18 protein-coding genes are annotated in these 26,618 nt (G+C 46.9%); 7 read left to right on the top strand and 11 right to left on the bottom strand.

The features are described 5' to 3' along the window. Nucleotides 1–106 precede the first annotated feature (106 nt). Nucleotides 107–3,556: an ATP-binding protein gene (locus tag JFC05_RS04875; protein ID WP_198335997.1), complete on the bottom strand. Its 3,450-nt coding sequence runs from the start codon at nt 3,554–3,556 to the stop codon at nt 107–109. 553 nt (nt 3,557–4,109) lie between these two features. Here JFC05_RS04875 and cysM point away from each other — a divergent pair. The 6 genes from cysM (at nt 4,110) to JFC05_RS04845 (ending at nt 12,275) form a co-directional block, all read left to right on the top strand. Then, a complete protein-coding gene (gene cysM / locus JFC05_RS04870; protein WP_227697413.1) occupies nt 4,110–5,099 on the top strand; it encodes a cysteine synthase CysM in 990 nt (329 codons plus the stop codon). Between the two features lie 24 nt (nt 5,100–5,123). Continuing rightward, nucleotides 5,124–5,948, top strand: a complete 825-nt coding sequence (locus JFC05_RS04865) for a 3'-5' exonuclease (protein ID WP_100748916.1) — start codon at nt 5,124–5,126, stop codon at nt 5,946–5,948. Nucleotides 5,949–6,061: 113 nt separating this feature from the next. After that, on the top strand, nt 6,062–7,603 hold the full coding sequence (gene rlmD / locus JFC05_RS04860) for a 23S rRNA (uracil(1939)-C(5))-methyltransferase RlmD (RefSeq protein WP_198335996.1): 1,542 nt from the start codon (nt 6,062–6,064) through the stop codon (nt 7,601–7,603). 354 nt (nt 7,604–7,957) lie between these two features. Beyond that, on the top strand, nt 7,958–10,510 hold the full coding sequence (locus tag JFC05_RS04855; RefSeq protein WP_198335995.1) for a RelA/SpoT family protein: 2,553 nt from the start codon (nt 7,958–7,960) through the stop codon (nt 10,508–10,510). 76 nt (nt 10,511–10,586) lie between these two features. Then, nucleotides 10,587–11,522, top strand: coding sequence for a bifunctional DNA-formamidopyrimidine glycosylase/DNA-(apurinic or apyrimidinic site) lyase (gene mutM / locus JFC05_RS04850; RefSeq protein ID WP_198335994.1), 936 nt, complete (start codon nt 10,587–10,589; stop codon nt 11,520–11,522). Between the two features lie 312 nt (nt 11,523–11,834). Then, nucleotides 11,835–12,275: a hypothetical protein gene (locus JFC05_RS04845; protein ID WP_105244818.1), complete on the top strand. Its 441-nt coding sequence runs from the start codon at nt 11,835–11,837 to the stop codon at nt 12,273–12,275. A gap of 182 nt (nt 12,276–12,457) precedes the next feature. Here JFC05_RS04845 and typA read toward each other — a convergent pair whose 3' ends face one another. Together typA and JFC05_RS04835 are read right to left on the bottom strand one after the other, a co-directional pair. Further along, nucleotides 12,458–14,305, bottom strand: coding sequence for a translational GTPase TypA (typA, locus tag JFC05_RS04840; protein WP_198335993.1), 1,848 nt, complete (start codon nt 14,303–14,305; stop codon nt 12,458–12,460). Between the two features lie 367 nt (nt 14,306–14,672). Further along, a complete protein-coding gene (locus tag JFC05_RS04835; RefSeq protein WP_198335992.1) occupies nt 14,673–15,974 on the bottom strand; it encodes an OmpA family protein in 1,302 nt (433 codons plus the stop codon). Nucleotides 15,975–16,560: 586 nt separating this feature from the next. On the opposite strand from JFC05_RS04835, the gene JFC05_RS04830 reads away from it, so the two are divergent. Further along, nucleotides 16,561–17,325, top strand: coding sequence for a pilus assembly FimT family protein (locus JFC05_RS04830; RefSeq protein ID WP_198335991.1), 765 nt, complete (start codon nt 16,561–16,563; stop codon nt 17,323–17,325). 142 nt (nt 17,326–17,467) lie between these two features. Here JFC05_RS04830 and pdxJ read toward each other — a convergent pair whose 3' ends face one another. The 8 genes from pdxJ to JFC05_RS04790 form a co-directional block, all read right to left on the bottom strand. Beyond that, entirely contained in the window at nt 17,468–18,247 is a 780-nt protein-coding gene (pdxJ, locus tag JFC05_RS04825) for a pyridoxine 5'-phosphate synthase (RefSeq protein ID WP_227697412.1), read from the bottom strand. A 93-nt stretch (nt 18,248–18,340) separates the two neighbouring features. Then, nucleotides 18,341–19,144 (bottom strand): DNA repair protein RecO, encoded by an 804-nt coding sequence (gene recO / locus JFC05_RS04820; protein ID WP_198335990.1) that lies wholly within the window; start codon nt 19,142–19,144, stop codon nt 18,341–18,343. Nucleotides 19,145–19,214: 70 nt separating this feature from the next. Then, nucleotides 19,215–20,231, bottom strand: a complete 1,017-nt coding sequence (gene era, locus JFC05_RS04815; RefSeq protein WP_075102064.1) for a GTPase Era — start codon at nt 20,229–20,231, stop codon at nt 19,215–19,217. Nucleotides 20,232–20,547: 316 nt separating this feature from the next. After that, nucleotides 20,548–21,345: a ribonuclease III gene (gene rnc / locus JFC05_RS04810; protein WP_198335989.1), complete on the bottom strand. Its 798-nt coding sequence runs from the start codon at nt 21,343–21,345 to the stop codon at nt 20,548–20,550. Nucleotides 21,346–21,438: 93 nt separating this feature from the next. Continuing rightward, entirely contained in the window at nt 21,439–21,831 is a 393-nt protein-coding gene (locus JFC05_RS04805) for a DUF4845 domain-containing protein (RefSeq protein ID WP_227697411.1), read from the bottom strand. A 223-nt stretch (nt 21,832–22,054) separates the two neighbouring features. Beyond that, the gene (lepB, locus tag JFC05_RS04800; RefSeq protein ID WP_075102008.1) at nt 22,055–22,957 is read right to left on the bottom strand and encodes a signal peptidase I; all 903 of its coding nucleotides are present in this window, start codon (nt 22,955–22,957) and stop codon (nt 22,055–22,057) included. Nucleotides 22,958–23,062: 105 nt separating this feature from the next. Next, nucleotides 23,063–24,862 (bottom strand): translation elongation factor 4, encoded by a 1,800-nt coding sequence (gene lepA / locus JFC05_RS04795; RefSeq protein ID WP_198335988.1) that lies wholly within the window; start codon nt 24,860–24,862, stop codon nt 23,063–23,065. 388 nt (nt 24,863–25,250) lie between these two features. Beyond that, nucleotides 25,251–26,477 carry a capsule biosynthesis protein gene (locus JFC05_RS04790; RefSeq protein ID WP_227697410.1) on the bottom strand — a complete coding sequence of 409 codons (1,227 nt, stop codon included), beginning with the start codon at nt 26,475–26,477 and terminating at the stop codon, nt 25,251–25,253. Nucleotides 26,478–26,618: the final 141 nt, after the last annotated feature.

Raw genomic sequence — 26,618 nt, 5'->3', positions numbered from 1 at the left:
TATTTATTTTATGGTGGATCGATTATATGAGCATGGCAACATGAAGTTGCGCTTTTTATTGTTTCCCCCTCACTATTACTCCATCACTGCTCCTAAACCACTACTCCTAAATCATTTTCCACGTCATGTCGTTTTCGCTTAGACGATGGTAATTGAGCTGCGGATAAGCGGACAAATCCAGCGTTTGCAAATTATTTAATGCGGTCAGTAGCGCTTCGTAATAAGGCTGGAGCATGGCAAACTGCGCAGGCGTGGTATGCTGGATATTTAATAAACACTTATCTTCTAAATCTTGGCTAGCCTGACGCAGCTGCGGCACGCCAGTATAGCGGCTACCGCCCAATATACGATGGGCAATCTGCGCCAGCATGCTACGGTCGCGCGCCTCCCATGCTTGAGTCAACGCTTGCTTTTCATCATTGATGGTGTCGAGCATCATGATGATCAGCTTGGCTGCCAGATCGGGCTTATTGGCTGAGCGAGTCAGCGCATCTTGCCAGTCCAAAATCTCTGAATGTGGGCTGTCCATCGCTGTATCCTTTTGCTCCTGCGGCCGCGCGGCTAGATCAGTATTTGGTTCGCTGGCATGATCCATCGACCCTGATGGCGGACTCAGCAACGGCGCCTGTCCTTGCTTTTGTAAGCGTAAGCTGTCGTAGCGCGGCTGAGTCTCTCGCGGTGTCTCTCGTCTATAGTCTTCGCGCGGCTGACTGTCACGCAAATAGTCATCACGGATTTTTTTGAGTGATAATGGTCGCGTTATTTTTGGCGACTCGCTGGCATCTGTGGTGCGCGCGCTTTTACTGACAGGATACGTGCTGGTCGTCGCGCCCAGCGGCCATTCAGAGAAGGTTTGCGTGTCGGTGTCTGTTGATGCGTCGGTGTGACTAGAGGCCGCATCTGTGTCTTGCAAGCCCAGTCCATGTAGATTGGCCTCAGACAGCGCGGTTAGTTGCGGCGTGGTCGAGGTGCGGCCCAGCCATTTTTGCAGCACTTGCAGCAACTGCGGCTGACTAATGGGTTTGCCGACATAGTCGTTGATACCACTGGCTATCAGCTTGTCACGCTCATCAGCTAGCCCATGCGCTGTCAAGGCAATGATAGGAATGTGACTGTCATCGCTTTCGATACTGCGGATTTGCTTGGCCGCTTCATGCCCAGACATACGCGGCATTTGGATATCCATAAATATCAAGTCGATGCTGTCTTTGTGGGTGTCTTTATAATTGTCTTGGTTGCTGCCTTTATCTTCATTAACCGTCTCCTCTGCATACAGCACAGAATTTGACTTTTTGCTCATGTCATCTCGCGCTTCGGCTTTAGAGAGCTGGGTTTTGTTTGACAGGCTTTGCTTTTGGTTTTTGGCAGTTTTCAGGTTTTTGGTTTGCTGCTTACTGATAATCTCTATCGCATCAAAGCCGCTACTGGCGGTGACGACATGAATACCCAACTCGCTAAGCAGCGCATCGAGTACCAAGAGATTGGGCAGATGATCATCCACTGCCAACACCGTCACCCCTTTCCAGCGCGGCTCTTGCAGACTCGTTGGCTGGCGGCGATTTTGTGTATCGAGCATGGCATACAGCTGCCTTTTATCCAAAGGCTCATATAAGATATTGGCATGATAACGGTTGAGCAGAGCCTGATCGGCGGCCACTTGATAGCCAAAGACAGCAAGCTTGCCCTGATAGTGCAGACGAATTTGTCTTAATAGTGCCATCATATCGTCTTGGGTATCGTCATCGACGATGACCCAGTCCCAGTAGTTACCACGCTCTTTTAACGACTCAAGCACACCTGGCAATGAGTTGGCTTGGGTCAGCTGAATTGGTAGATATTGCAGACTGGCTTTGAGCACTTGTATCGAGGCTGGATGGTTGATCCACACCAGCACATTAAACTCATCAGTCTCGCTAGCAAGCGGCGCGAGCACAGGCAGCTCAATGGTCTGCCCTGTCGCCGCCTCGAGCACATCGACGTGCGCTGGCATGCGAAACCAAAACGTCGCGCCTTGATTGGCAATGTTTTCTTGCGCATTGTCATAAAACCCAATATCACCGCCCATCAATCGCGTCAGCTGCTTGGAGATGACCAAACCCAGCCCAGTCCCGCCATACTGACGCGTGATAGAAGGATCGCCTTGACTAAAGCTTTGAAACAGCATTTTTTGATCAGCAAGCGAGATGCCCTTACCGCTGTCTTGCACACTTATCATCAGATAATTATCACGGTGATCATCAAGGCTGACCCGCACCACCACATCACCACTGTCGGTAAACTTAATCGCATTGCCAACGATATTGGTCAGTACTTGCTTGAGGCGTAAGGCATCGCCATTGATACGCATCGGCACATCGTTATAAAACAGCACTGCCATGCGCAGGCCTTTTTCGGCGGCGACTGGCGAGAGCATATCGACCACATCATAAATGGTGTCATAAAGATCGAACTCATGACGATCAAGCACCAGCTTGCCCGCCTCGATTTTAGAAAAATCTAAGACATCGTTGACCAGCGCCAGCAGATGCGCTGAGGATTTACGAATGGTCTGTACGTACAAGTCTTGCTCAGGATTTAGCTCGCCGTGACGCGCTAGTAGGTTGATAAAGCCATCAATGCTGTTGAGCGGGGTGCGTAGCTCGTGACTGATATTGGCCAAAAACGCCGATTTGGCTTGGCTGGTTGAGATGGCGGCATCACGCGCGTTTCTGATCGAGATGTTTTGCATTTCCATCTCATCAAACGCCAAACGCAAGTCATCCTCAGTCTGCTCGGCATGGTCTTTGAGGTCTTGAAAGCTTCTGTGCAAGCGGCGCAAGGTATTGACCAAATCTTGCTGCAATAAATTTAGCTCGCCATCCGACTCCACCGGAATCGGCTGATATAAATTGTCTACGTGAGTGCGCTGCAACTGCAAGCGCAGCTCATAAATCGGTGCGATCCAGCGTTTTGAGTAAATATTTAAACTCAACAGCAAAATCAGGATGGTAAACAACCCCGTAATCACTAGCGCCATGGCGATGCGATAACGCGCGATATACAGCGGCTCGTTGTCCATATCGACGAGCAACCACAGCCGCTGCCCTTCAAATTCACCAATCACACTGCCATAAGCGGTGCCAATCGGCGTGGGTTTTTGCGAGATAAATTGCGCTGAAGCATCAATCAATGGCCAAGGCTCATTGAGCCCATAACCGACCGTGGCCAGCACCTCATTGTCTTCATTGACAATCGCGATGCGCTGCACGTGCTGCTCGGACTGCATGCGGCCTAGCCTGTCACGAATGCCCTCTAGCGTCGAGACGGCAGCCTTGGAGGCACTGCCCGCCTGCTGGCGCTCTTGCTCTAACAGCTCAGGAATCAGATCTGCAATCTCTGGGGTATAACGAATCAGCACCGCCTCGGCCAACACTTCTTGCTCAGAGTCGCTGGCACGCATGGTCTCATGAAACACCAAAATACCGCCGACAGCGGCCAATATGCATATCGGCAAAAACACCAATATGATCAGCTGACCATAGGCGCTACTGTTATCAAAACGTTTTTTGTGTGCCATGCAAGCTCGCTCTCATCTCAATGTTTTGCTAGGGCGTGTCCTCATTTTAAAACAATGATAAAAACAAGATAAGATGACTATCAATTGAATGGAGGACATACGCTAGGTTTATCACAGCGACTTTGCGCCATCGCGTCCTGTACTATAGCGCTATCGTTATCACTTGGCTATAGCTATCAGTCGTTGGGTATCAATCGTGGCGATAAGTGCGGTGGCTGCATCATAACGCTTCTGAATCATACAAGTATTTTAACAGTATTTGTCTCAACTACCATTTATAAGCATCATTCATTTACCAAAATCTCTGCATGCATTCAGCGTAGGCAAAAACAAAATGATATAATGGCGCAGCTTTTTACTTGCCGCTATTTTTGCGCGCTGTCATGTCCGTTTGGCGACAGTCTCATCGTATGTATCGGTAGACGAGCGTTTGCATGCACGGCGACAACGATAAAAAACTGTCGTTGATTTTAGACAATCAAGGTCAACACGGTCACGCTTTGCAAGTGCATAAATCAGGTTTGAACATTCATATTAACAATAAGGGTATCTTATGTCAGCTACGGCCACGTCAAACGCCACCTTCATCTCTCAAGTTACCGCCCTTGCCGATTGCGTCGGGCAGACACCCTTGGTGAAATTGCAGCGCTTGCCTGAGCAAGAGCAGATTGCTGGTGGCACAGCGGTCTTGGCCAAGCTAGAAGGCAATAACCCAGCAGGCTCGGTAAAAGATCGCCCAGCATTTAACATGATTTATCAAGCAGAGCTGCGCGGTGATATCAAGCCAGGTGATATGCTGATTGAGGCCACCAGCGGCAATACTGGTATTGCGCTCGCCATGGTTGCCGCCATGCGCGGCTATCCGATGACGCTACTCATGCCGACCAACTCAACCCAAGAGCGCAAAGACGCCATGACGGCTTATGGTGCCACCCTCATCGAGGTCGATGAAGGCATGGAAGCGGCGCGCGACTTGGCTCTGCAGATGCAAGCCGATGGCAAAGGGATTGTGCTGGACCAGTTCAACAACCCTGACAATAGCCAAGCGCATTATCTCACCACAGGCCCTGAGCTTTGGACACAAACAGACGGTAAAATCACTCACTTTATCAGCTCTATGGGGACCACAGGCACGATCACTGGGGTGTCTCGCTATCTAAAAGAGCAAAACCCAGATATCAAGGTGATTGGTCTACAGCCTGATGAAGATGCCTCTATTGCAGGCATCCGCCGCTGGCCTGCTGAGTATATGCCGGGTATCTTTGATGCTGATTTGGTCGATGAGGTGATGGATGTCGATCAACATATCGCCGAAGTCTATATGCGCAAACTGGCCAAAACCGAAGGCATTTTCGCTGGGGTGTCATCTGGGGCAGCAGCATGGGCGGCGCTACAAGTCGCCAAAGCCAATCCAGACGCCGTCATCGCCTTTATCGTCTGCGACCGCGGTGATCGTTATTTATCGACTGGTTTATACAATGTAGATGACGACAAGGTTAATGACGACAATGTCGTTAACGGTACAGAAAACGCCGCACAATAAGCAAACAATTAATTAGGTTTACCTATGTCACAAGCCTTACCATCCGACCCGATACTGGTCTTCGATATCGAGACCGTTGCCGATACTGATGCGGCGCGCCGTATCTATCCACAGTTGGCTGAGCTTAACGATGCCGATGCCCTCAGCGCACTGACAGCGATACGCACACAAGAAGCAGGACATGATTTTATGCGTCTGCCGCTGCAACGTATCGTCTGTATATCAGCGCTGTATATCAAAGACGGTCAGTTTTCTTTGTTTTCTTTGACGGCGGACAAATTTAGCGAAAAAGATATTCTTGCTAAGTTTTTTCGGGCATTTAATGATCTTGAAAAACTGCCGCAACTGATCAGCTGGAACGGCTCTGGCTTTGATATTCCGGTGCTTATTTATCGCGCCATGCAGTATGACTTGGCAGCGCCGTGGCTATTTGAAGAAGGCGAGCGTATCAAAAACATGCGTTTTGATAATTATGTCAATCGCTTTCATACTCGCCATCTAGACTTGATGGATAGATTTAGCCAGTATGGTGCCAGTCGCCGCGAAGCCATGGATGTGGTCGCAAGCCTCTACGGTCTGCCTGGCAAGACCAGTGTCGATGGTAGCATGGTGGGCGATCTGGTTAATGAGGCAGATTGGCAGACACTGTCGATATACTGCGAATCTGATGTCATGAATACGTGGCTGATTTATTTGCGCTGGCTACGACTAACTGGACAGCTGTCTTTGCAGGATTTTGATATATGGCAGCAGCAGAGCCTGACTTATTTAAGACAATATACCCAAGCAGATGGTCGCCCACGTCATCATGAGTTTATCGCTGATTGGTCGTCGGCACCCGACGCTTAAACCCTGTGATTGACCATCCGATATTACCGCAGTGCTATGAGCAAAGCTATACACAGTAGCACTCACCCTTATCTTATTTTTCGTTATTTATCATTTATTATTAAGGCAGGTTTATGCAGCCCACCGATTCAAAGACTTCTACGGCACCCGAGGCGACGACGCCTGAGAGCGCTCGCCAAACAATCACCATTCCGCCCAACAAAAAAAAATCCAAACCCTCTTCAAAGACACGTCGACGGTTAAAAGAAGCCGAGCCGCTACCTTTTTCGATTGATGGTCTATCACATGATGGTCGCGGCGTGGCGATATATGGTAATGGCTTTGGCGTAGATGACGGCCATATCGAAGACAAGCACGGCAAAAAAGTCTTTGTCAGCTTTGCCTTACCAGGTGAGAGCGCTTTAGTGAAGTTGACCAACAGTCGTGCCAGCTTTGAAGAAGGCGACGCTGTGAGTATTACGGCCAATCCAAATCCTGAGCGCGCGGTTCCGCCCTGCCCGCATTTCGGCGTCTGCGGCGGCTGTAGCTTGCAGCATTGGCAGCCAGATGGCCAAATCAATTTTAAACAGTCTGTACTGGCAGAGATGCTCATCCATCAGGCCAATGCCGAGCCTGATACTTGGCTGGCGCCTGTGGTCGGTGATCGCCTCGGCTATCGCACCAAAGCGCGCTTGGGCGTACGCTATGTCGCCAAAAAAGAAACAGCGTTGGTCGGATTTCGAGAGCGCTCTAGTAACTTTTTGGCGGAGCTAAATGAGTGTCATATTCTAGACCCGCGTATCGGTTTTGATATTGAAAACCTAAAAGCGCTGATTAGTACTTTAGAGAGCCGTGACAAGATTGCCCAGCTTGAGCTGGCGATGGGTGAACAAATAGATGGACTACCAGACGGCAATCAGCCCGTTGCTTTGATCGTACGCAATTTAGCGCCTTTGTCAGAGGCTGATGTAGAAAAACTAAAGGCGTTTTTTGCAGCACGCAGCTGGCAGTTGTATCTACAGCCCAAAGGTGCTGATAGCATTCAGCGTATCGCCTTGAGCGCTGATGATGATATGAGTCAGCAGTTTGGACGTTTGTATTATCAGCTACCCGAGTTTGACCTGACGTATGAATTTATTCCAACTGACTTTACACAAGTGAACTTATCCGTCAACCGTCAAATGACCAAGCTTGCTTGCGACTTGTTGGATTTAAAAGCAGGCGAACGGGTACTGGATTTGTTTAGTGGACTGGGCAATTTTAGTCTGCCCTTAGCGCGGCTTGTCGGAGAGACAGGCTCGGTGGTCGGCGTAGAAGGCAGTGACGCAATGACCGCGCGCGCCGCAGAAAACGCCCGCCGTAATGGCCTTAACAACACAGAATTTTATAGTCAGGATTTGACGCATGATTGCTCAGATCAGCCGTGGGCCAACCAAGGATTTGATGCGCTCTTGATCGACCCACCACGCTCTGGCGCGTGGGAGATTATGCAGTATCTGCCCAAGTTCAACGCTGAGCGCATCGTTTATGTCTCTTGTAACCCAGCGACGCTCGCGCGCGACACCAAGGCTTTATTAGAGCAAGGCTATCGCCTGACACATGCTGGGGTGATGGATATGTTTTGTCATACCGGTCATGTAGAGTCCATTGCCCGTTTTGAGAAGGTTGCGGTTTGATATTACCGGCGTGTCCTTATCAAAAAAGAACACGCTGTCTTTATTAAAACTATAGATAATGTCGCGAGGCAAACCCGCTAGTTCAACCTATCAACAACAGACATTACATAGCCTCGCTTGATTTGTCGCCTCAAAATGAGATAATAATAAACAATCTTCCTATGTCTACTCTATCAGCACATGGCGAAGACGTGCACTCATAGCTTTATATATTTTATTTGCATTTTATAGCTGCTAAAAAAGGATTTTTTAGCAGTTGTATTGGTTTATAGCTGACACTTTGTGATCTCATCCAAAGTGCGTGCAGAGTAGATGAAGTTATAATCAATTCAAGATAGCTAAGAGGAGTCGGCTATGGTCAAAATTCGTGAAGGATTGCCGTTGGTGGATGGACAAACCACTCAAGCTGACAGTGCCACACTAGCGGCGCAACTGGTTGCGAGCCAGCGCTCTCACCAATCTGCCAATAGCTATGCCCAAATTCCTCTCGATATCAAATACCAACTGGCCACTCATAAGCTGCACACCACCTTTGATCGCTCCGCCGATCATGCGCTGCATACACATGACCCAAAACTTGCCAATGAGTATGCAAACAATCCGCTTTTGGACAAAAACAACACTTTAACCAAAAAAGAGCTGGAGGCGATTAATCTAGATCAAGTCAACATCGACGTCCCAACGTGGCTGGACAATGTCGCCAAACGTATCGGCCAAGATGCGGTGCCCAATCTCAGCGCGGCTTGTGAGTTTATTCGCAGCCATATGAATACCAGTGAGTCCGAGCGCTCAGGCGCTTATGTCACAGGTATTGGCATGACCGATATTTTGACGTACCTGTATCAAGACGAAGATGCCTTGGTGGCAGCGATGCTCTATCGTAGCGCGCGCAAGTCTATCATTAGCCTGACAGATATCGAAAAAAACTTCGGAGCAGACATCGCCACCTTGGTCAAAGATACCCTAGCGATGGGTAAGCTGTCGGAGATCATCGAGAGCAACAAGCGTTTAGAAGACCACTTTGTCAACAACCAGCGCGACCAGCTCTCTAACATCTACAGTATGCTTATCTCGGTCACCAACGATGTCCGTGTTGTACTGATAAAGCTTGCCGAGCGTACCTTTGCCATGCGTGAGCTGACGTTTTCTAGTAAGGAGCGGCAAAATCGCGTGGCGCGAGAAGTCATGACCATCTATGCCCCACTAGCGCACCGATTGGGTATCGCCCAATTAAAGTGGGAGCTAGAAGACTTGGCTTTTCGCTATCTGGCACCTGAGCGCTACAAAGAGATCGCTAAGCTGCTGTCAGAAAAACGCAGTGAGCGCGAGTCTTATATCCAGCGCGTGCAAGACAAGCTCAATGAGGCGCTGGCAGACGCCGGTATCGAAGGAGAAGTGTCGGGACGCGTCAAACACATCTACTCGATTTATCGAAAAATGAAGCTCAAAGGCTTATCGTTTGATCAGCTTTATGATATTCGGGCGCTAAGGGTTTTGGTCACCAGCCCCTCAGATTGCTATCACGTACTTGGGCTCGTGCATGGATTATGGCGTTATATTCCTGAGCAGTTTGACGACTATATCACCAACCCGAAGTCCAACGGCTATCGCTCGCTGCATACTGCCGTCATTGCCGAAAACAAGTCGCTGGAAGTACAAATTCGAACGCATGAGATGCACTTTGAGGCCGAGCTTGGCATGTGCGCGCATGTCAATTATAAAGAAGGCCTAAAAAACAAAAAAGACAATTACCTCAATCAAAGAATCAGCTCGCTGCGGCAGCTTTTGTCCATTAATAACGAAACCCGCAACCAGCCGCGCTCGGCAGTTTTAGCAGGCGAAGAAATAGAAGAGCTGGAGCTTGATGAAGAAGAACAGTTAGTCGATTTCGATGAGCTGGAGCGCATTTATATCTTTAGTCGTGATGGCGATATCACCGAGCTGCCAAAAGGCGCGACCGTCCTTGATTTTGCCTATTATGTCCATACGCAGGTGGGCAACCGCGCACAGGCAGCGCGAGTCAATCAGCGCTATGTGCCGCTGACCTACCAGCTCAAAACGGGCGAGCAAGTAGAGATTATCACCAAAGCCTCACGTGAGCCTAATCGTGATTGGCTGGTGGCCTCGCTTGGTTATATCCATACCAACCGTGCACGCTCAAAACTACGCCAATGGTTTAACAAGCAAGACCGTGACAAAAACATCGAGATTGGGCGGCAAATGCTCAGCAAAGAGCTTGAGCGCTTGTCCGTACATCCCAACAGCATTGATCTCAATGACTATACCCAGCATTTTAATGTCAATAATACCGATGATATCATCGTCGGGTTGGTCACCGGTGACATCGGCTTAAACCAGCTCACCAGTCATATCTCGCGTCAGCTACAGCTAGAGCCGGAGCGACCGCCAGAGGATTTTGTACCCAGCATCGATACCAAAGACACAAGCAAGCTCGATGCCTATAAGATACGAATCGATGGACTGGATAATATCGAGATTAGCTTGGCGGGTTGCTGTCACCCTATCCATGGCGAACCCATCGCCGGCTATATCACCTTGTCACGCGGTGTCAGTGTCCACAATCGTGGCTGTCCAGAATATCTGCGTCTCATCGAGCGTGATCCTGAGCGCGAGGTAGAGGCCAGCTGGCGCGTCCAACCTGGCCGCTATCAACCAGTCGATATACATATAGAGGCCTATGACAGACGAGGGTTATTACGCGATTTAACACAGATTATTGACAAAGAAAACGTCAATATTCGCCAAGTTGAGACGTTAAGTAATGACGACAATATCGCTTTTTTGAAGTTCCATATCGAAGTATCAGGACTGGCGCACTTGTCTAAACTATTGGCCAAGCTCGAGCAGCAGCACGGTATCTTGCATGCCAGACGTGCCGTCGCATAAGGCGCGTATTTTTATAGCCTGTCCCTTGACCTGAGCCTACAAACTTACCTTAATCATAGAGTTATCATAAAACATCATGCCAGAATTGCCTGAAGTAGAAACCACCAAGACCAGCCTAAGCCCCTTACATGGTCAGCAAGTCGTTGACATACAAGTGTTTCAGCCAAAACTGCGCTGGGCTGTGCCAGATGATTTGGGAAGTTTGATTCATCATACCTTAGTCAGTGTGGAGCGCCGCGCCAAATACTTGATCCTAAACTTCTTACCCTCTACTTCTGATGATGGCTCTCAGCACGCTCATATAAAGGAGCCAAAAAAGCTATTGGTGCATTTGGGTATGTCAGGCAGCCTGCAACAACACGAGCATACGACCGAAAAACGCAAACACGATCATTTGCTGATCACATTTCGCGATACTGACAACAACAAAACCCAGCTGCACTACTATGACCCTAGACGCTTTGGCTCGGTGCTCTGGTATCGAGACTATCGCACCAAGCTGCTTGATCACTTAGGCCCTGAGCCTTTGTCAGAGGCGTTCACCGCTGACTATCTGTACCATTTGATTCAGCGGACAACTGCACCTAACGACAGCAATGGTACAGCGGCTGCCAGTACCACCAAATCAAAGAAACAGCCGATTGCCCGCGCAATTAAATCAGTGATTATGGAGCAGCAGGTCGTCGTTGGTGTGGGCAATATCTATGCGACAGAAAGCCTATATTTATCAGGTATTCATCCCGCCACCCCAGCCCATCAGCTCTCCTATGAGCAGCTATTGGTTTTGGTCGCTCATATCAAAGATATTTTATTAAAAGCCATAGAGCTTGGTGGCTCGACTCTACGCGACTTTACGGTGGCAAGCGGCACCACGGGTTATTTTCAGCAAACACTCAATGTTTATGGCAGACAAGGAGAAGCTTGTCCACACTGCGATACACCCCTCAAAAACATCAAACTTAATGGCCGCGCAAGTGTCTATTGTGCCAACTGTCAGCCTCTAAATCCTTAAGTGGTGCTCACCTGTTAGCAGCTCAGCTGACTGTTATCTCATTGGCTTTAAACAACCACTCATAACGCTCTACTATTTATCGATAATACAATCGCCGTTTATATTTCCGCCGCGCGATTGTACGCATTTTTGTTGCTTATTGACGCACATCTTGCTTTAATAGTGCTAGCACTTACATAAGTTGTGCAAATCATTCATCTATCTGTAATATTCAAGCTGTCTATTATTGCAATAACTTTATAGAGACGCGGTTTCCTAGTTGCTTTAAAAGCACCAGCAAACCATATTAATCATGAGTTTTAGGATATCATTATGACTGTTAGAGCCAACAACCAACGCGCCGTTAAGCAAAAACTTTTTACAGCAGTCGCAAGCTTAGGTTTGATGGCGGCTAGCATGCAACCTGCGTTGGCAGCGATAGAGATTGATGAAAGCGACTTTGGCCCCTCTTATGAGACCATGGTCGTGGATACCGTTGTAGGCAAGCCTTTGCAACTGGTCAATGCAGTTGCTGGCACCGCCGCTTATATCGTCAGTTTGCCATTTTCTATCATCGGGGGTAACCCAGATCAAGCGCAGCAAAAGCTGTTCGTTGAGCCGTGGAGTGCCATGGGTCGCTGCTTAGGCTGTACCGTCGCCGAAGACAACTATTATAAATCGCAAGCCGTCAATGATAACGTCGTACGTATCGTTGTAGACCAGCCATCAGAGATCTTAATCAATACCAATGATTATGTGGTCGTAACCCCTTAGTCTTTGCTGCTTTACTCTACACTCCTTACCTTATTCTTTGCTCTAAATCTTATTATCTTTGTCCTAACGCATATGCAAAAAAACGGCTAACCCTAGGGTTAGCCGTTTTTATTACTGAACTTTTAGCTTAAACAAACTTTCGTACTATATTTTAGCACTGAGTGTTTAAACTCTGGTTTATCTTATGCTTTTTTGCTACGGCTGTGACGCTTACGCTCATTTTCCGTCAAGTAACGCTTACGGATACGGATGGCTTTTGGTGTCACCTCGACCAACTCATCATCTTGAATAAATTCAAGCGCTTGCTCAAGAGTGAACTTCACAGCTGGCGTCAATGTCAACGCTTCATCAGTACCACTAGCACGAACGTTGGTTAACTGTTTTGCCGTCGTTGGGTTAACGGTCATATCATCACTACGTGAGTTTAGACCGACGATCATGCCTTCGTAGACTTCTAGCTGTGGCTCAGCAAATAGCTTACCACGTTTTTGTAGGTTAAATAGTGCAAAACCTAGACATACGCCATTGGCCATAGATACCAACACACCATTAGCGCGGCCACCGACATCACCAATCTTTTGCGGACCATAGTGAGAAAAGCTCGATGTCATGATGCCCGTGCCTGAGGTTAGCGTTAAAAACTCAGAACGGAAACCAATCAAACCGCGCGCAGGCATCGTTGCCTCAATACGCATACGACCTTTACCATCAAGCTCCATATTGGTCATCTCGCCTTTACGTAGACCAACTTGCTCCATGATAGGGCCTTGATGCTCTTCTTCGATATCGAAGACGACGTTTTCATACGGTTCTTGTAGCTTACCATCGACTTCTTTTACGATAACTTCAGGACCTGATACCCCAAGCTCAAAACCTTCACGGCGCATGTTTTCGATCAATACTGAAAGGTGTAGCTCACCGCGACCTGATACTTTAAATTTATCAGGAGATTCTGTATCTTCTACGCGCAGGGCGACGTTATGAATCAGTTCGCGCTCTAGACGCTCACGAATATTACGTGACGTCACAAACTTACCATCACGACCAGCAAACGGTGAGTTGTTTACTTGGAAGTTCATAGATACCGTTGGCTCATCAACTGTCAACGCTGGCAGGGCTTCTACATGGTTTGGATCACAGATGGTGTCTGAGATATTTAGTGCATCGATACCCGTGATACAAACAATATCACCTGCTTGCGCATCTTCTACATCGATACGCTCAAGACCGTGGTAACCCATGATTTTTAAAATACGGCCGTTACGTGTTTTACCGTTTTTATCAATAATCGTGACCTGTGTGTTGGTCTTTACTTTACCGCGCTGGATACGACCAACCCCGATAACACCAACAAAGCTGTTGTAATCAAGGCTTGAGATTTGCATACGGAATGGCGCATCTGCATCTACTTGAGGTGGCTGTACCACATCAACGATGGTTTTAAATAGCGGCGTCATGTCTTCTGCCAAATCATCAGCATCTAAACCTGCAATACCGTTTAGCGCTGAAGCATATACTACTGGGAAATCAAGCTGCTCATCGGTTGCGCCCAAATTATCAAATAGATCAAAGATTTGATCCATGACCCAGTCAGGACGCGCGCCTGGACGGTCGATTTTATTGATAACCACGATGGGCTTTAGACCTTGTTCAAATGCTTTTTGCGTCACAAAACGAGTTTGTGGCATTGGGCCATCAACCGCGTCCACTACCAACAAGACGCAGTCAACCATTGACATAACACGCTCGACTTCACCGCCAAAATCGGCGTGACCTGGGGTGTCTACAATGTTGATACGGTATTCGGTACCATCAGTCTGATCTGTCCAGCGGATGGCTGTGTTTTTAGCCAAAATAGTAATACCACGTTCTTGCTCAATATCACCTGAATCCATCGCACGCTCAGCAATGTTTGCACGGTCGCCAAAAGTACCAGACTGATGTAATAACTTATCAACCAAAGTGGTTTTACCGTGGTCAACGTGGGCAATAATTGCAATGTTACGCAGGTGTTTGATATCGTTCGCCATATAAAATGCTCGTTTCGTCTTAAAAAAATGCAGTAGCAATAAGCGCCGCTGGATAAACTTTTATCATCAATCAGACAGGTATTTAATACCGATTTAAAAAGTCGTCCAATAAGTACCGACTTTCTAATTATTTCAAGAGAATCAAATATCTACACTGATAAATTCATCATACAGATAGCTATGCTAATGTACACTCTGTCAATTTACAGAATGTTTGGGCTGCTAGTATAACATTATTGCCCGATAAATTTATGTAATTACTTGCTTTTCTCAATACATAAATAAAAAAAAGCCACCCTATGGGCGGCTTTTTTTGTAACTATATATGAGTGCTTTTCACTCAAGACTTGAGTCTATCAGTTGTTATTTACTGAACAACCATGTCTTTAGTTTGCTCAACAGTCATTGTTTTGTCACCAGTGATGATGGCATAAACACGACGGTTCATAGCACGACCTTCTTCAGTGTCGTTTGGCGCGATTGGGTTGTTGTAACCATAGCCAACAGTGGTTAGACGGTTTGGCGCGATACCAAATTCGTTAGTTAGCATAGATTTAACCGCAACGGCACGAGCTTCAGATAGACGTTGGTTATAACGTGCTGAAGGACCAGTCTTAGAAGCATGACCTTCTACGCGAGCGGTAGAGTTAGGATACTCACGCATCTTCTCAGCAACTTTAGCGATTTCTGGCTTGTACTGGTTTTTGATCGTTGACTTGTCGTTGTCAAAGAATACACGTAGCTCCATTTTTAGCTCATCAGTAATATCTACTGGAACTGGGCAACCGCGCTCATCAACGACAACGTTCATTGGAGTGTCTGGGCAAGCGTCGATGCTATCAGGTACACCATCACCATCAGAATCAAGGTCATCAACAACCACGACTGGCGTGTTGTCAACTACTGGCTCTTGCATAGGTGGTACTGCTACTGTAGGTGCTAAATGGCCACCAAGTACAACTTCTAGACCGGCCAATGCCATGCCTTCCCACCAGTCGTTGTCAAAGTTGTGAATCGCACGAGCTTCACCACGTAGGCTTAGTGCATCGTTGATACGATACATAGCACCTAGACCTAGGTTACCGATAGTGTCTTTAGAGTTCGATACTTCAGTACCAGCATTAACCTTACCTACAGATGAGCCTTGAGCAGTATCATAAGTCTCTTGGTTTTCTACTTCAATTTTAGATTGACCGGCACCAACCAATACATATGGTTTGAATGCGTTGTCGGTGTAACCCGTGAACTCTTCAGTACCGATCAAGAAGTTACCAGAAAGCATGGTTTGTTCTACGTCAAAACGGTTTACGCCAGCATCTGCTGATCTTTCTGAAGCTTCGCCATTGGTATTAGTAACACCATACTCAACTTGGAACTGCGTAGAAGGTGTCAATTCGATACCAAGAGCAGCACCAGTATAAAGACCGCTTTCTTGCGCTACGCCGCCGTTTGGTACGTTACCACCACGGCCATCAATTGGTTGACCTTTGCCATCGATATATAGGTCTTTACCAGTTTTTAGGATATCACGTTGCTTATCACTAGTATCGCTGAACTCTTCAGTCATGTGATAACCAAGTAATAGCGGGCTGATTGTTACGCCAGCATTTGCTGCTAAAGGCGCAGCTGCTACAGCAACCAGAGCTAGAGCAATTTTATTCAATTTCATGGACTTCCTCCAAAGGATAATTTTAGTGATGCGTTAAGCAAAACCGCTTCTCAAGACGCTCTAAAATAAACATCTCTTACGAATTTTAAGTTACAAAGCAAAACCAATTAAGGAGTAGCTTAGCGATTATCAATTCAGTTTACAACTTTTTTCGTTAACGAGCTACACATTATTACACGATAATGTCGTAACTAAAACACAATAACCAGCATAAGTTACCTAGAACTAACACACCTTACGCTTTTTATCTTTTGTATGTCAGTTCGCAATAGATAGTTCACTTAACAATACCTACTGTCTGAGCGTATTTTAATACAGTTAGTAATTTTTCTCTATTGCTAAAACCCAGCATTCACCAATTGAAACATTTTTTGACAGTAGACATATATTCTGTTTAAACTAAATAAGTCGACATTTATTTACTGTATATTATAGTGTATTTATACAGTTTTATGTAAAGCAAAATAATGGCACTTTGATAAAAAACCAGCAATATATTTGAAAATACAAATATATAATGAAGTAACAAGGAAATAAGTGGGACCCCGTTATTAGATTCCTTCACTTAGTATAGGTTACACGCCTCATGAACTGGCTACTTAGGATAGAGCTACTTAGAATTTGCCGCGTTGGTCGCGCTGGTAAAGTAACGTTGGTCTTAGGCGCACTGTTATTTGACAAAGTAAGACGTTACTTGCTTTATAAGAGAGGTAAAGACAAGAGAGGTAAAGACTGTATAGCTTGGTCGCCACGCTCACCATATCCAATCACTTCATTAGATAAACCCAAAATCGCGAATTGTCCGCACGTGTATAAAGGTTGTCAGGGTTTTACCTTAATTCAGCTGATTATCACAGTTGCGATACTGGCTATTATAGCGATGATGGCGGCACCAGCCATACAGACGCAGCTGGCGCAGATGGAAGCTGAACGCGTTAAAAATCAACTAGAGGATACACTTGCATTAGCCAAGGCTGAAAGTTTTATCAGAAGGCAAAACGTGTTGCTGTGCCTATCAAACGCAGGTGGCCGCTGTCATAGAAACAGTGACAAAACCCTTTTGTTATTTATCGATAAAAATAACAACAAGCACTTCGATGCGCAGGTCGATCAGCTGTTGGTGCAGCAGTCACTGAAGCTAAAATACAGTAAGGTGATGTTACGCGTAGGCGGCAGACGCCACTACACTAAGTTTTGGGGAGATAGTGGCAAACCGCGTGGGCACTTTGGTCATATAAAATACTGTCCAACGGCTACTTATAATAAAGCCATGTATCTTATCTCATTTAATCAACGAGGTATCGTCAAGCAAAAGCACAATGAGCATCATCCTACGCAGTGTAATAGCTAAAGCGTGCCTTCAATTCACTCGATAGTTATCTCGATAGTTATCTAAGTGCGCTAAAAACGGCTCAATAAAGCATTGTTTTTCTTGCGTGCTGTGACGACGCCGCTCGCTGTATCGTTTTTATATCGGATTGGCTATATATGCATTAGCCGCCTTGATGCATGGCCTTCTTCATCATCACGACGGCCTGCTCTAGTCCGGCAAATACGGCATCTGCGATGAGCGCATGGCCGATGTTTAACTCATAAATCCCTTCTATCTGTGCAATGGCATGGACATTGTCAAGTGTGAGGCCATGACCTGCATTGACCAGTAGCTGGTTATTGAGACGTTGCGCAGTCGCAACCGCCGCTTTGATGCGCGCAAGCTCATTTTGCTGGGCATCTACATCACCGGCCAAACCTGCTTCGGCATAAGCACCGGTATGTAGCTCGATGGCATCCGCGCCGCACTCGATGGCTGCTGCGACTTGTTTGTCGTCAGGGTCAATAAACAGTGACACTTTAATGCCCGCCGCTTGTAGCTTGCCGATATAATCGGTCAACCAAGCCAGTTGTCCTGCGACATCCAGACCGCCTTCTGTGGTTAGCTCAGCACGCTTTTCAGGTACCAGACATGCCCAGTATGGCTTGACCTCACTGGCAATTTTTAGCATCTCCTCTGTTGCAGCGATTTCTAAATTCATTCTCGTCGTCAGCTGCTCTGCTATCTCATAGACATCAGCATCTTGAATATGGCGACGATCTTCGCGTAGGTGTATCGTGATACCGTCAGCGCCCGCCTTTTCACACAGTAAAGCGGCTGCCAAAGGGCTTGGATAATTGACACCGCGTGCTTGACGCAATGTCGCTACATGGTCAATATTGACGCCTAATAAAGGTTTTTGCAAAATACCATGAGCGGCGGACAATGAAGAAGTGGTCATAAGACATCCTTTTAATAACGAGACCTAATAGACAGGCATGACTATTGATAGACGTAACGATTGATTGATAAATGTGACTACTGCTAGACGTAATCATTGATAGCGCCGCTGCTGCTGCCACAACAATCGACTTTGCAGGGGCTGATACTCTAATAAATGATCAATCAGATGACGATGTAGTTTTGACCAGTCGTTTAGCGTCGTGGTAGTGATGCCTGACTGCGCCATTGTTATGATATCTGCACCCAAAAACACCGCGTAGCCACTGGTACTTGTTAAATGCTCAGACTCTATGGTGTCACGCGATATGGCCAAAAACCCAGCATCTGGCAAAAACCGATATAGTCCCTCAGGCACAATCGCGTCTTGCATACTGTCATGACTGAGAGTCAGGGTAAAACCAAGCTCATCAAATAGGTGCTTTTCAAATTGACGCAAGCATAGACGCAGCTGCTGCTGGGTCAAAGGCTGTTTGAGTTGGTATAGGCTGTTTTGGTAGTGCTGCCACAGTACCGGCATTGGGTCTTCGGTTGGCAAAAGACGCCACAATATCTCGTTGAGATACAGTGCCGAATACTGCTGCTGACCCGTGATTGTCTCATAAGGCATTGCAGCAAGCGTGTGAGCGTCATCTACCGCTGTATCATCGGGATGAGCATCTAAAGAGACTTTTTCATGTCTATTACTGTTACTGTGTACAGCAATGTTGATTTGACTAAACGTCTTTAAATCACGCTTGCCACTGGCAAATAGCTGCAAAGGCATAAATAGCGGGGCGCCTTTTTTGCCAACCCCATGTATGACCCCATGCTTCTGAGAAAAAAGACAATATAATGCGCGCTTTTCTTGATAAGGACGCTGATGCAATAAGTAACCTGTCAACGCTTCGTTACGCATGTCTATTACCTCAGCACCCATTTTTATCAGGTGGCTTAAAAACGGCTATACCTATCGGTATCGCTGCGCATCAATAGCCCAAACTGGTCAAGGCTCGTTCGTCATCAGACCAGCCACGTTTGACTTTTACCCATAAGGTCAGCATGATTTTTTTGTCAAACAGTTGCTCCATATCCTTGCGAGCATCCATGCCGACTTGCTTGATACGCTGGCCTTTATCTCCGATGACGATGGCTTTTTGTCCGCTACGCTCCACATAGATGGTCGCATCAATAAAGGTACAGGCTTTGCGTGGACGGCCAGTTTTGGCATCTGTATGCGCAGGCTCGTCTTTGAACTCATCAATTTGCACGGTCAAATCATAGGGCACTTCATCGCCTGCACTGCGCATGATTTTTTCGCGAATGATTTCACTGGCCAAAAAGCGCTCTGAACGGTCGGTGATTTGCTCGGTGTCATAAATAGGCGACGCCACTGGTAAGTGTGAGGCGATCACCTCTTGTAAGCGATCGAGGTTTTGGTTTTTTAGCGCAGACACAGGAACGATATCAGCAAAGTCAAAGCTTTCGTGGAACGTTTCGATCAGGGGCAAGAGCGTACCTTTATCCTTTAAGGTATCAGCTTTATTGATTACCAATACCACGGTCAGATCTGTCTCACCAAGTTTTTGCAAGGTAAGCAGATCGTCATCGCGCCATTGATCCGAGTCGACCACAAACAGCACCAAATCAACATCGACCAAAGCCGAAACCGCGGCTTTGTTCATACGCTCATTGATTGCCCGTACTTCGTTACGATGGATACCTGGCGTATCGACAAACACCGCTTGCATCTCATGGTTTGACAAAATACCGTGAATACGATGTCTGGTGGTTTGCGGCTTGCGCGAGGTAATAGACAGTTTTTGCCCAAGCAAGTGGTTCATCAGCGTCGATTTACCCACGTTTGGACGACCAACAATCGCCACATAGCCCGACTTGAAATCTTCCGCGATACGCGTCTGGCTACTCGGGGCAAAAAACGCCTCAATGGCGGCATCGTTTTCTAATGAGACATCTTCTGACTGATTGATCTCGTCTGTGCTCATTGCTACCTGATTTTGGTCTGCGGGCATGGGGGTGTTTTCAGTCATATTGTCAGTATTATCTGCATTGTGTGATGGCAAATCAGAATGATTGCTCATAAGGTAATCCTGTAGGGTTTATCACCAGCCAAACGGTGTTTGATAAAAAATCACTAGGCGTTAAATGGTGCATTATCACCAATATTAAAACATCCATCGCGTTATGGGCTAATAAATAGGTAAACATTTATAATATATGCGGTCAAGACGAGTAAAATCAACGTGGACAAACTGCCTTGCAATAACCATATTATATGTCAGGCTGTGGGTTTATCACTTGCTATAAGCGTTTTTTGGCAGAGTTTGGCAGCTTGTGCAACTGATTAATCATCAGCTCGGCCGCTTTTTGCTCAGCGATACGGCGACTCTCACCAGACTCAGTAATGTCAGGGCATTCATTGATATTGACATGACAGCGCACCACAAATATCTGATGCGGCGCATTCCCTCGAGTTTCTAATAATTCATAATGCGGTAAATCAAATTGCTTGGACTGTAGCCACTCTTGCAAACGGCTTTTGGCATCTTTTAAGGCTTTTTGATCATTGACATTGTCGATCAAATCCCCATACCACGACAGTACGCACTGGCGCGTGATGTCCATGTCTTGGCTATCTAGGTAAATCGCCCCAATCAAAGACTCTACAGCATCGGCCAAGATAGAAGCGCGATTGCGTCCGCCACCTTTACGCTCGCCCACACCTAAAATCAAATGGTTGGAGAGCTCAAGATTTTGCGCGATGATTACCAGCGATTCCTGCCGTACCAAGGTGGCTCGCATACGCGTCAATCGCCCTTCATTTTGCGTCGGATAACGATGGTACAAAGCTTCTCCGACGATCATCCCTAGCAGGGCGTCACCCAAAAACTCTAAACGCTCGTAGTTTTTTTTGCTGTCAAAAGAGCGGTGCGTCAGCGCAAGCTTTGGCAAGCTTAAATCGTTGAACACATAGCCTAATTTGCGCGTCAAAATCGCTAATCGTTGGGCAAACTCTGTACTTACAACGTGGTTGTCGACAGACGTGCTATTTTTTTTGGGAGTAGTAACCGCTTGGGAATGCTGCGAAGTTGGTTTCATGCGTGGCTTATGGTTATCCCTTCTGTTTTTACTGAGGTGGTGAATGGTTGGAATGATAAATGCGCTATAAAAATCATCGGCGGCTCAGCTGCGCTACTCTGCGCTATTCATATCGATATCGGCCTCAAAACGATTGACGATATCGACATTGCCAAAAAAGTTATTGTTGACCGCATACTGCTTATGAATCGCCAGTTGACCCGTTTTTTTATTGGTAAAGGTAAAGACATCTTCTGCTTTGGTGTCATAATCAGCGTTGATAGATAGCTGCCGATTGACACGTTCGACGTACTGTCTGGCGGTTTCATTATTCTTATTCGACTCTTTTAGCTGGGCACTCAAAGTCTTATTTAACTGGTAATCACCGATGTGAGCGGGTACGATAGCAACGATGAGTTTGGCAGCAACACCCAAAACCATAATGACTAAAACGATACTGGTCACACTTGCACCGCGCTGCGTTGCCGAGCCAGATATCTGCTGCATGATCCTTTTCCTCTACTGGTCCATATTGATAAATCACTATTTTTAACCGCCGCCTACCTATGAGGCGATCGTTAATTAGATAGTAACAATATTAGCACAAAACTATTATCGATAAAAAAACCAATAGCGGCGCTGCTATTTTTTATCAGCAGACATATCATGCTTGTACGCGCTGCCTCAAACCAAACCCTAAGTGAAGAAGCGCTCTAGTCAGCCTTTACGGTTAGTGAATCGTACCGTTACGTGCAAAAGTGGGCAGGTTTAGACCTGGTGGCTTATGCATCCAGATGTAGACCGCTTTGCCCGCTAGGTTTTGTTCGGGCACAAAACCCCAAAACCGACCGTCAGCACTGCGATCACGGTTATCACCCATCACAAAATACTGACCTTCTGGTACCTGAATACGCCACTGTGTGCCCTCAGAGCTGACCACTTCTGGCGCTTGTTGCTGCAAAAAAGGCGCATATTGCGCACTATTCATATCGGTCAAATAGCGCACAAGATGCGTCGTATCCCCTTGGGTTTCGGCAAAATACTGCGCTTCACGCTCTTCTTGCTGGCCCATGGCAGCAGCGCTCTCTTCGGTGAGTATTTGACCGGGGGCAATCTGTCCTGGCAAATAAAGCTGAGACGTCAGATCTGTATTGGCCGTAAAGCTGACAGGCTTGGTTTTTACTGGTACGTCATTGATCGCAAGCGTCCCGTTATCATAGCTCACCGTATCCCCTGGCAGACCAATCACACGCTTTATATAGTAAATACTTGGGTTTTCTGGATAGCGAAACACGGCCACGTCGCCATGCTCAGGCTCGCCTGTGTCCAATACTTTATTGTACGTCAAAGGCAGACGCACACCATACGCATACTTATTGACCGCGATAAAGTCGCCTGTGTACAGCGTAGGCACCATCGATGATGAGGGAATATTAAAAGGCTCAATCAAAAATGAGCGTACCACTAACACCACGGCCAATACGGGGAAAAAATCATAAGCCCAGCGGACCAATAAGCTCTCCTTGCCACGTCCGCGAGTCTTACGCTGTTTGAGGGTCAACTTATCTAATAGCCAAATGATACCTAAGCCGATGGTTAATGGCACTAAAATTAAATTAAAATCAAAATCCATAATAACTTGCCTATTAACGAGCGGCTTATCTTATTGCAGCATCGATAAGATCAAACCATATGTGACGTATTTTTTATCAAACCTTTACCAAAGCAGCATGTACTCTTAGTTATCCACTTGCAGCACGGCTAAGAAGGCTTCTTGTGGAATCTCGACGCTACCCACCTGCTTCATACGTTTTTTACCCGCTTTTTGCTTAGACAACAGCTTTTTCTTACGTGATACGTCACCGCCATAACATTTGGCTAGGACATCTTTACGCATGGCTTTGACCGTACTACGACCGATGATTTGGCTACCAATCGCCGCCTGAACTGCCACATCAAACATCTGACGCGGAATCAGCTCTTTCATTTTGGTCACTAGCTGGTTGCCACGGAAGCGTGCTTGGTCCTGATGGACAATCATCGCGAGCGCATCAACTCGATCACCATTGATGAGTACATCCACTTTCACCAGCTTATCGACTTGATAACGCTCAAAGTTATAATCCAATGAGGCAAAGCCGCGCGAGACTGATTTTAGACGGTCAAAGAAGTCCATGACCACCTCGCCCATCGGAATATCAAAGATCAGCTGGACTTGCTTGCCCATAAAGCGCATATCGACCTGTACACCGCGGCGCTCGATACACAAAGTCATGACGTTGCCCAAGTAATCTTGCGGTACTAAAATCTGACAACGGGCAATCGGCTCGCGGAACTCTTCGATGTTGTTTGGCTCAGGCAATCTCGATGGGTTATCGACATAGATAATCTCACCGTTTTTTTTGACAATCTCATAAATCACCGACGGCGCAGTGGTGATCAAATCCAAGTCATACTCACGCTCTAAACGCTCTTGGATAATCTCCATATGCAGCATGCCCAAAAAGCCACAGCGGAAACCAAACCCTAACGCATCCGAGGTGTCTGGCTCAAAGAAAAGCGAGGCGTCGTTGATTTGTAGTTTTTGTAAGGCTTCACGGAATTTTTCAAAATCATTGGCATCGACAGGGAACATGCCTGCATAGACCTGCGGAGTGATTTGCTGAAAACCTGGGATACGCTCAACGTCAGGCGTGCTGGCATGCGTGATGGTATCACCCACCGGCGCGCCTGCGATGTCCTTGATACCAGCGATGACAAAACCCACTTCCCCTGCTTCTAGAACGCCGGTGTCGACAGGTTTTGGCGTAAAGACACCGATAGAGCTGACAGGATGAGACTCTTTGGTCGATTTGATATAAATCTTATCGCCTTTTTTCACCGTCCCTTCACGGACACGAACCAACGATACCACGCCCAAATAGCTGTCAAACCAAGAGTCAATGATAAGGGCTTGTAGCGGGGCTTCGCGGTCGCCTGTTGGCGCAGGGATAACATCTACTAACGTTTCTAATAGCTTATCGACGCCTAGACCTGATTTGGCAGAGACACGCGGCGCATCAATGGCTTCAATCCCGATGATGTCTTCAATCTCTTGAATCACGCGCTCAGGCTCTACTTGTGGCAAATCAATTTTATTTAAGACTGCCATAACCTCCAAACCTTGATCGACCGCGGTGTAGCAGTTGGCCACCGACTGTGCTTCGACGCCTTGCGCGGCGTCCACCACCAACAGTGCCCCTTCACAGGCAGCAAGTGAGCGCGACACTTCATAAGAAAAGTCGACGTGGCCTGGTGTGTCAATAAAGTTAAGCTGATAGCGCTCGCCATTTGGATGGTCATAAAACAAAGTGACCGACTGTGCCTTAATCGTGATACCGCGCTCACGCTCGATATCCATGGAGTCGAGTACCTGCGCTTGCATCTCGCGATCTTGCAAGGCACCGCACATCTGGATAAAACGATCGGCAAGCGTCGACTTGCCATGATCGATGTGGGCAATGATTGAAAAGTTACGAATATTTGCTAATGCAGTCACAAAGCGCCTACTAAATTAAGGGTGATAGAATAAAAGATTCGAGCAAATGCTGTCAGGCGCATGTCACACGGTCGCTATCTAAAAAGTCGCTATCTAAAAACTGGCGGCCTATAAATGAGCCATAAAGATCCAGACATTATCAGACCGACATCCGGTATCACTGTCTTTAATCAACCACTGAAGACACCAACCGTTATGCGCAAACATAAAAGCGTATTCTAGCAGTTTTCCACTATAAAGTAAGGCGATTTTATTTGTTGGCAGAGGATTTACCAGTGAGGTTACAAGCCGATAACGCTACAGAAAAAAAGAAGGCAACAGATTGTTGGCTAATTTGTTTATCGCGCCTGTGTCTTTTGCGATATTTCACGTTTATCCCCGTTATTTTTTAGGGCATCTTACTCTCAGAGAACGCCGAATCGTCAGTGTCTTTTGTCGCGCTCAGATACTTATATATCCATGGCGACTTGCCATAAAAAGCACCATTTAGCTGAGTTTGCTCTATCAGATACTCACGAAAGCGCAGATAAAACTCGTTGTCGGGGCCCTTTGGCTGCTGCCAGAATTTATCGAGTGGCTTTTGATCCGTCAGTTTGGGAGTGTCATAGATAGCGCGGCCCATAACTTTGGTCGGTTTTTTATGATATACCGATTGTAGACCCGTGGTGCTATTGATGGTGACCATTCCGATACTGTGCTTAATCAAGGTGGGCAGATGCATATCACAGCCATAAAACACTCGGTTTGCGACTTGGTAGCGCGCTGCCAAACTTGCTATCAACTCACGATAATCCCGATGACCTCGGTCTAGCGGATGATGCTTAAATACCAGCAGCTGCGCAGCATCAGCATGATGGGCAAAACTTGCGATGGCCTCGTCAATAAACTGCACCACATCACGATAGTCACTGTGATGAGTGATTTGCGAGTCATTATGCACCTGTAAGCTAATCAAAAAATAATTATTGCTATCTTGCCGCGTTAGCCGCTGTTGTAAGCGCTTGTCAGGTAAGTAGCCACGCAGCTTGCGCCACGGCGCTTTTAGCCAAGCGATTCCCTCTTGCCAGGCGGTCATGCCACGATAGTGGGAATAATGCGGGTAGCGGCTTTTATACAGCCAAGTGGCCGCATAGTAAACGACAGCCGCGACGCTCAAGCGATAAAAGCGATTATGCGTATATAGCGGTTGGTCGTTGGCTTTTTTCAGCGCCTTGATATCAGCCGTATTGAGGCGTGAGTAGCCATTGATGCCATGCTCTTGCAAGGTGATGTAATCAGGGCGCAAATAGCCTTCTTCAAATACGAAAAATGAGGTGCCTAGCTGCTCACCGACCCGCGCCGCTTGAGTATGGTGCGGACGGCAGTCGCCAAAGCAGACGATGGCATCGACCCCTTGCTCTTGAATAAAAGCAGACAACCACGACGAAAACTGCGCCAATGTGCCTGTGTATTCGTAAGTATTGGGATGATGATAAAACAGCGCATCGCCAGCATTAAAGTTAATCTTGCTGACCTTGATATCTTGCGTCTGCAAAAAACTTGAGAAACGATGAAAAAACCCGCCCATTTTTCCTTGTAATAGCAAGACATGTCGATGAGTAAGCAAATGAGACATCGAAGCTGTCATAGTATCAAATTACCATTAATAAAAGAAAAAGAAGGTCGCATTAAAACAGGCCAATATACAAAAAAACCGCATAAACGACAGGCAATTATACCTAAAAAAGGCATGATTGTCGCAGGGTATTTACGTTGA

Origin of the sequence: Psychrobacter celer (assembly GCF_016107555.1) — a bacterium.
In the GTDB taxonomy this organism is placed as follows: Bacteria; Pseudomonadota; Gammaproteobacteria; order Pseudomonadales; family Moraxellaceae; genus Psychrobacter; species Psychrobacter celer.
The sequence above is the reverse complement of the archived record's forward strand: the minus strand, read 5'-3'. Positions and strand labels throughout refer to the sequence as shown.

Coding starts and splice junctions, on each gene's coding strand:
- JFC05_RS04805 (WP_227697411.1), bottom strand. CDS start 21,831: ATGCAGCAGATATCTGGCTCGGCAACGCAGCGCGGTGCAAGTGTGACC.
- era (WP_075102064.1), bottom strand. CDS start 20,231: ATGAGCACAGACGAGATCAATCAGTCAGAAGATGTCTCATTAGAAAAC.
- pdxJ (WP_227697412.1), bottom strand. CDS start 18,247: ATGACCACTTCTTCATTGTCCGCCGCTCATGGTATTTTGCAAAAACCT.
- JFC05_RS04835 (WP_198335992.1), bottom strand. CDS start 15,974: ATGAAATTGAATAAAATTGCTCTAGCTCTGGTTGCTGTAGCAGCTGCG.
- JFC05_RS04845 (WP_105244818.1), top strand. CDS start 11,835: ATGACTGTTAGAGCCAACAACCAACGCGCCGTTAAGCAAAAACTTTTT.
- lepB (WP_075102008.1), bottom strand. CDS start 22,957: ATGGATTTTGATTTTAATTTAATTTTAGTGCCATTAACCATCGGCTTA.
- JFC05_RS04790 (WP_227697410.1), bottom strand. CDS start 26,477: ATGTCTCATTTGCTTACTCATCGACATGTCTTGCTATTACAAGGAAAA.
- rlmD (WP_198335996.1), top strand. CDS start 6,062: ATGCAGCCCACCGATTCAAAGACTTCTACGGCACCCGAGGCGACGACG.
- JFC05_RS04855 (WP_198335995.1), top strand. CDS start 7,958: ATGGTCAAAATTCGTGAAGGATTGCCGTTGGTGGATGGACAAACCACT.
- recO (WP_198335990.1), bottom strand. CDS start 19,144: ATGCGTAACGAAGCGTTGACAGGTTACTTATTGCATCAGCGTCCTTAT.
- JFC05_RS04830 (WP_198335991.1), top strand. CDS start 16,561: ATGAACTGGCTACTTAGGATAGAGCTACTTAGAATTTGCCGCGTTGGT.
- cysM (WP_227697413.1), top strand. CDS start 4,110: ATGTCAGCTACGGCCACGTCAAACGCCACCTTCATCTCTCAAGTTACC.
- JFC05_RS04865 (WP_100748916.1), top strand. CDS start 5,124: ATGTCACAAGCCTTACCATCCGACCCGATACTGGTCTTCGATATCGAG.
- typA (WP_198335993.1), bottom strand. CDS start 14,305: ATGGCGAACGATATCAAACACCTGCGTAACATTGCAATTATTGCCCAC.
- mutM (WP_198335994.1), top strand. CDS start 10,587: ATGCCAGAATTGCCTGAAGTAGAAACCACCAAGACCAGCCTAAGCCCC.
- JFC05_RS04875 (WP_198335997.1), bottom strand. CDS start 3,556: ATGGCACACAAAAAACGTTTTGATAACAGTAGCGCCTATGGTCAGCTG.
- rnc (WP_198335989.1), bottom strand. CDS start 21,345: ATGAAACCAACTTCGCAGCATTCCCAAGCGGTTACTACTCCCAAAAAA.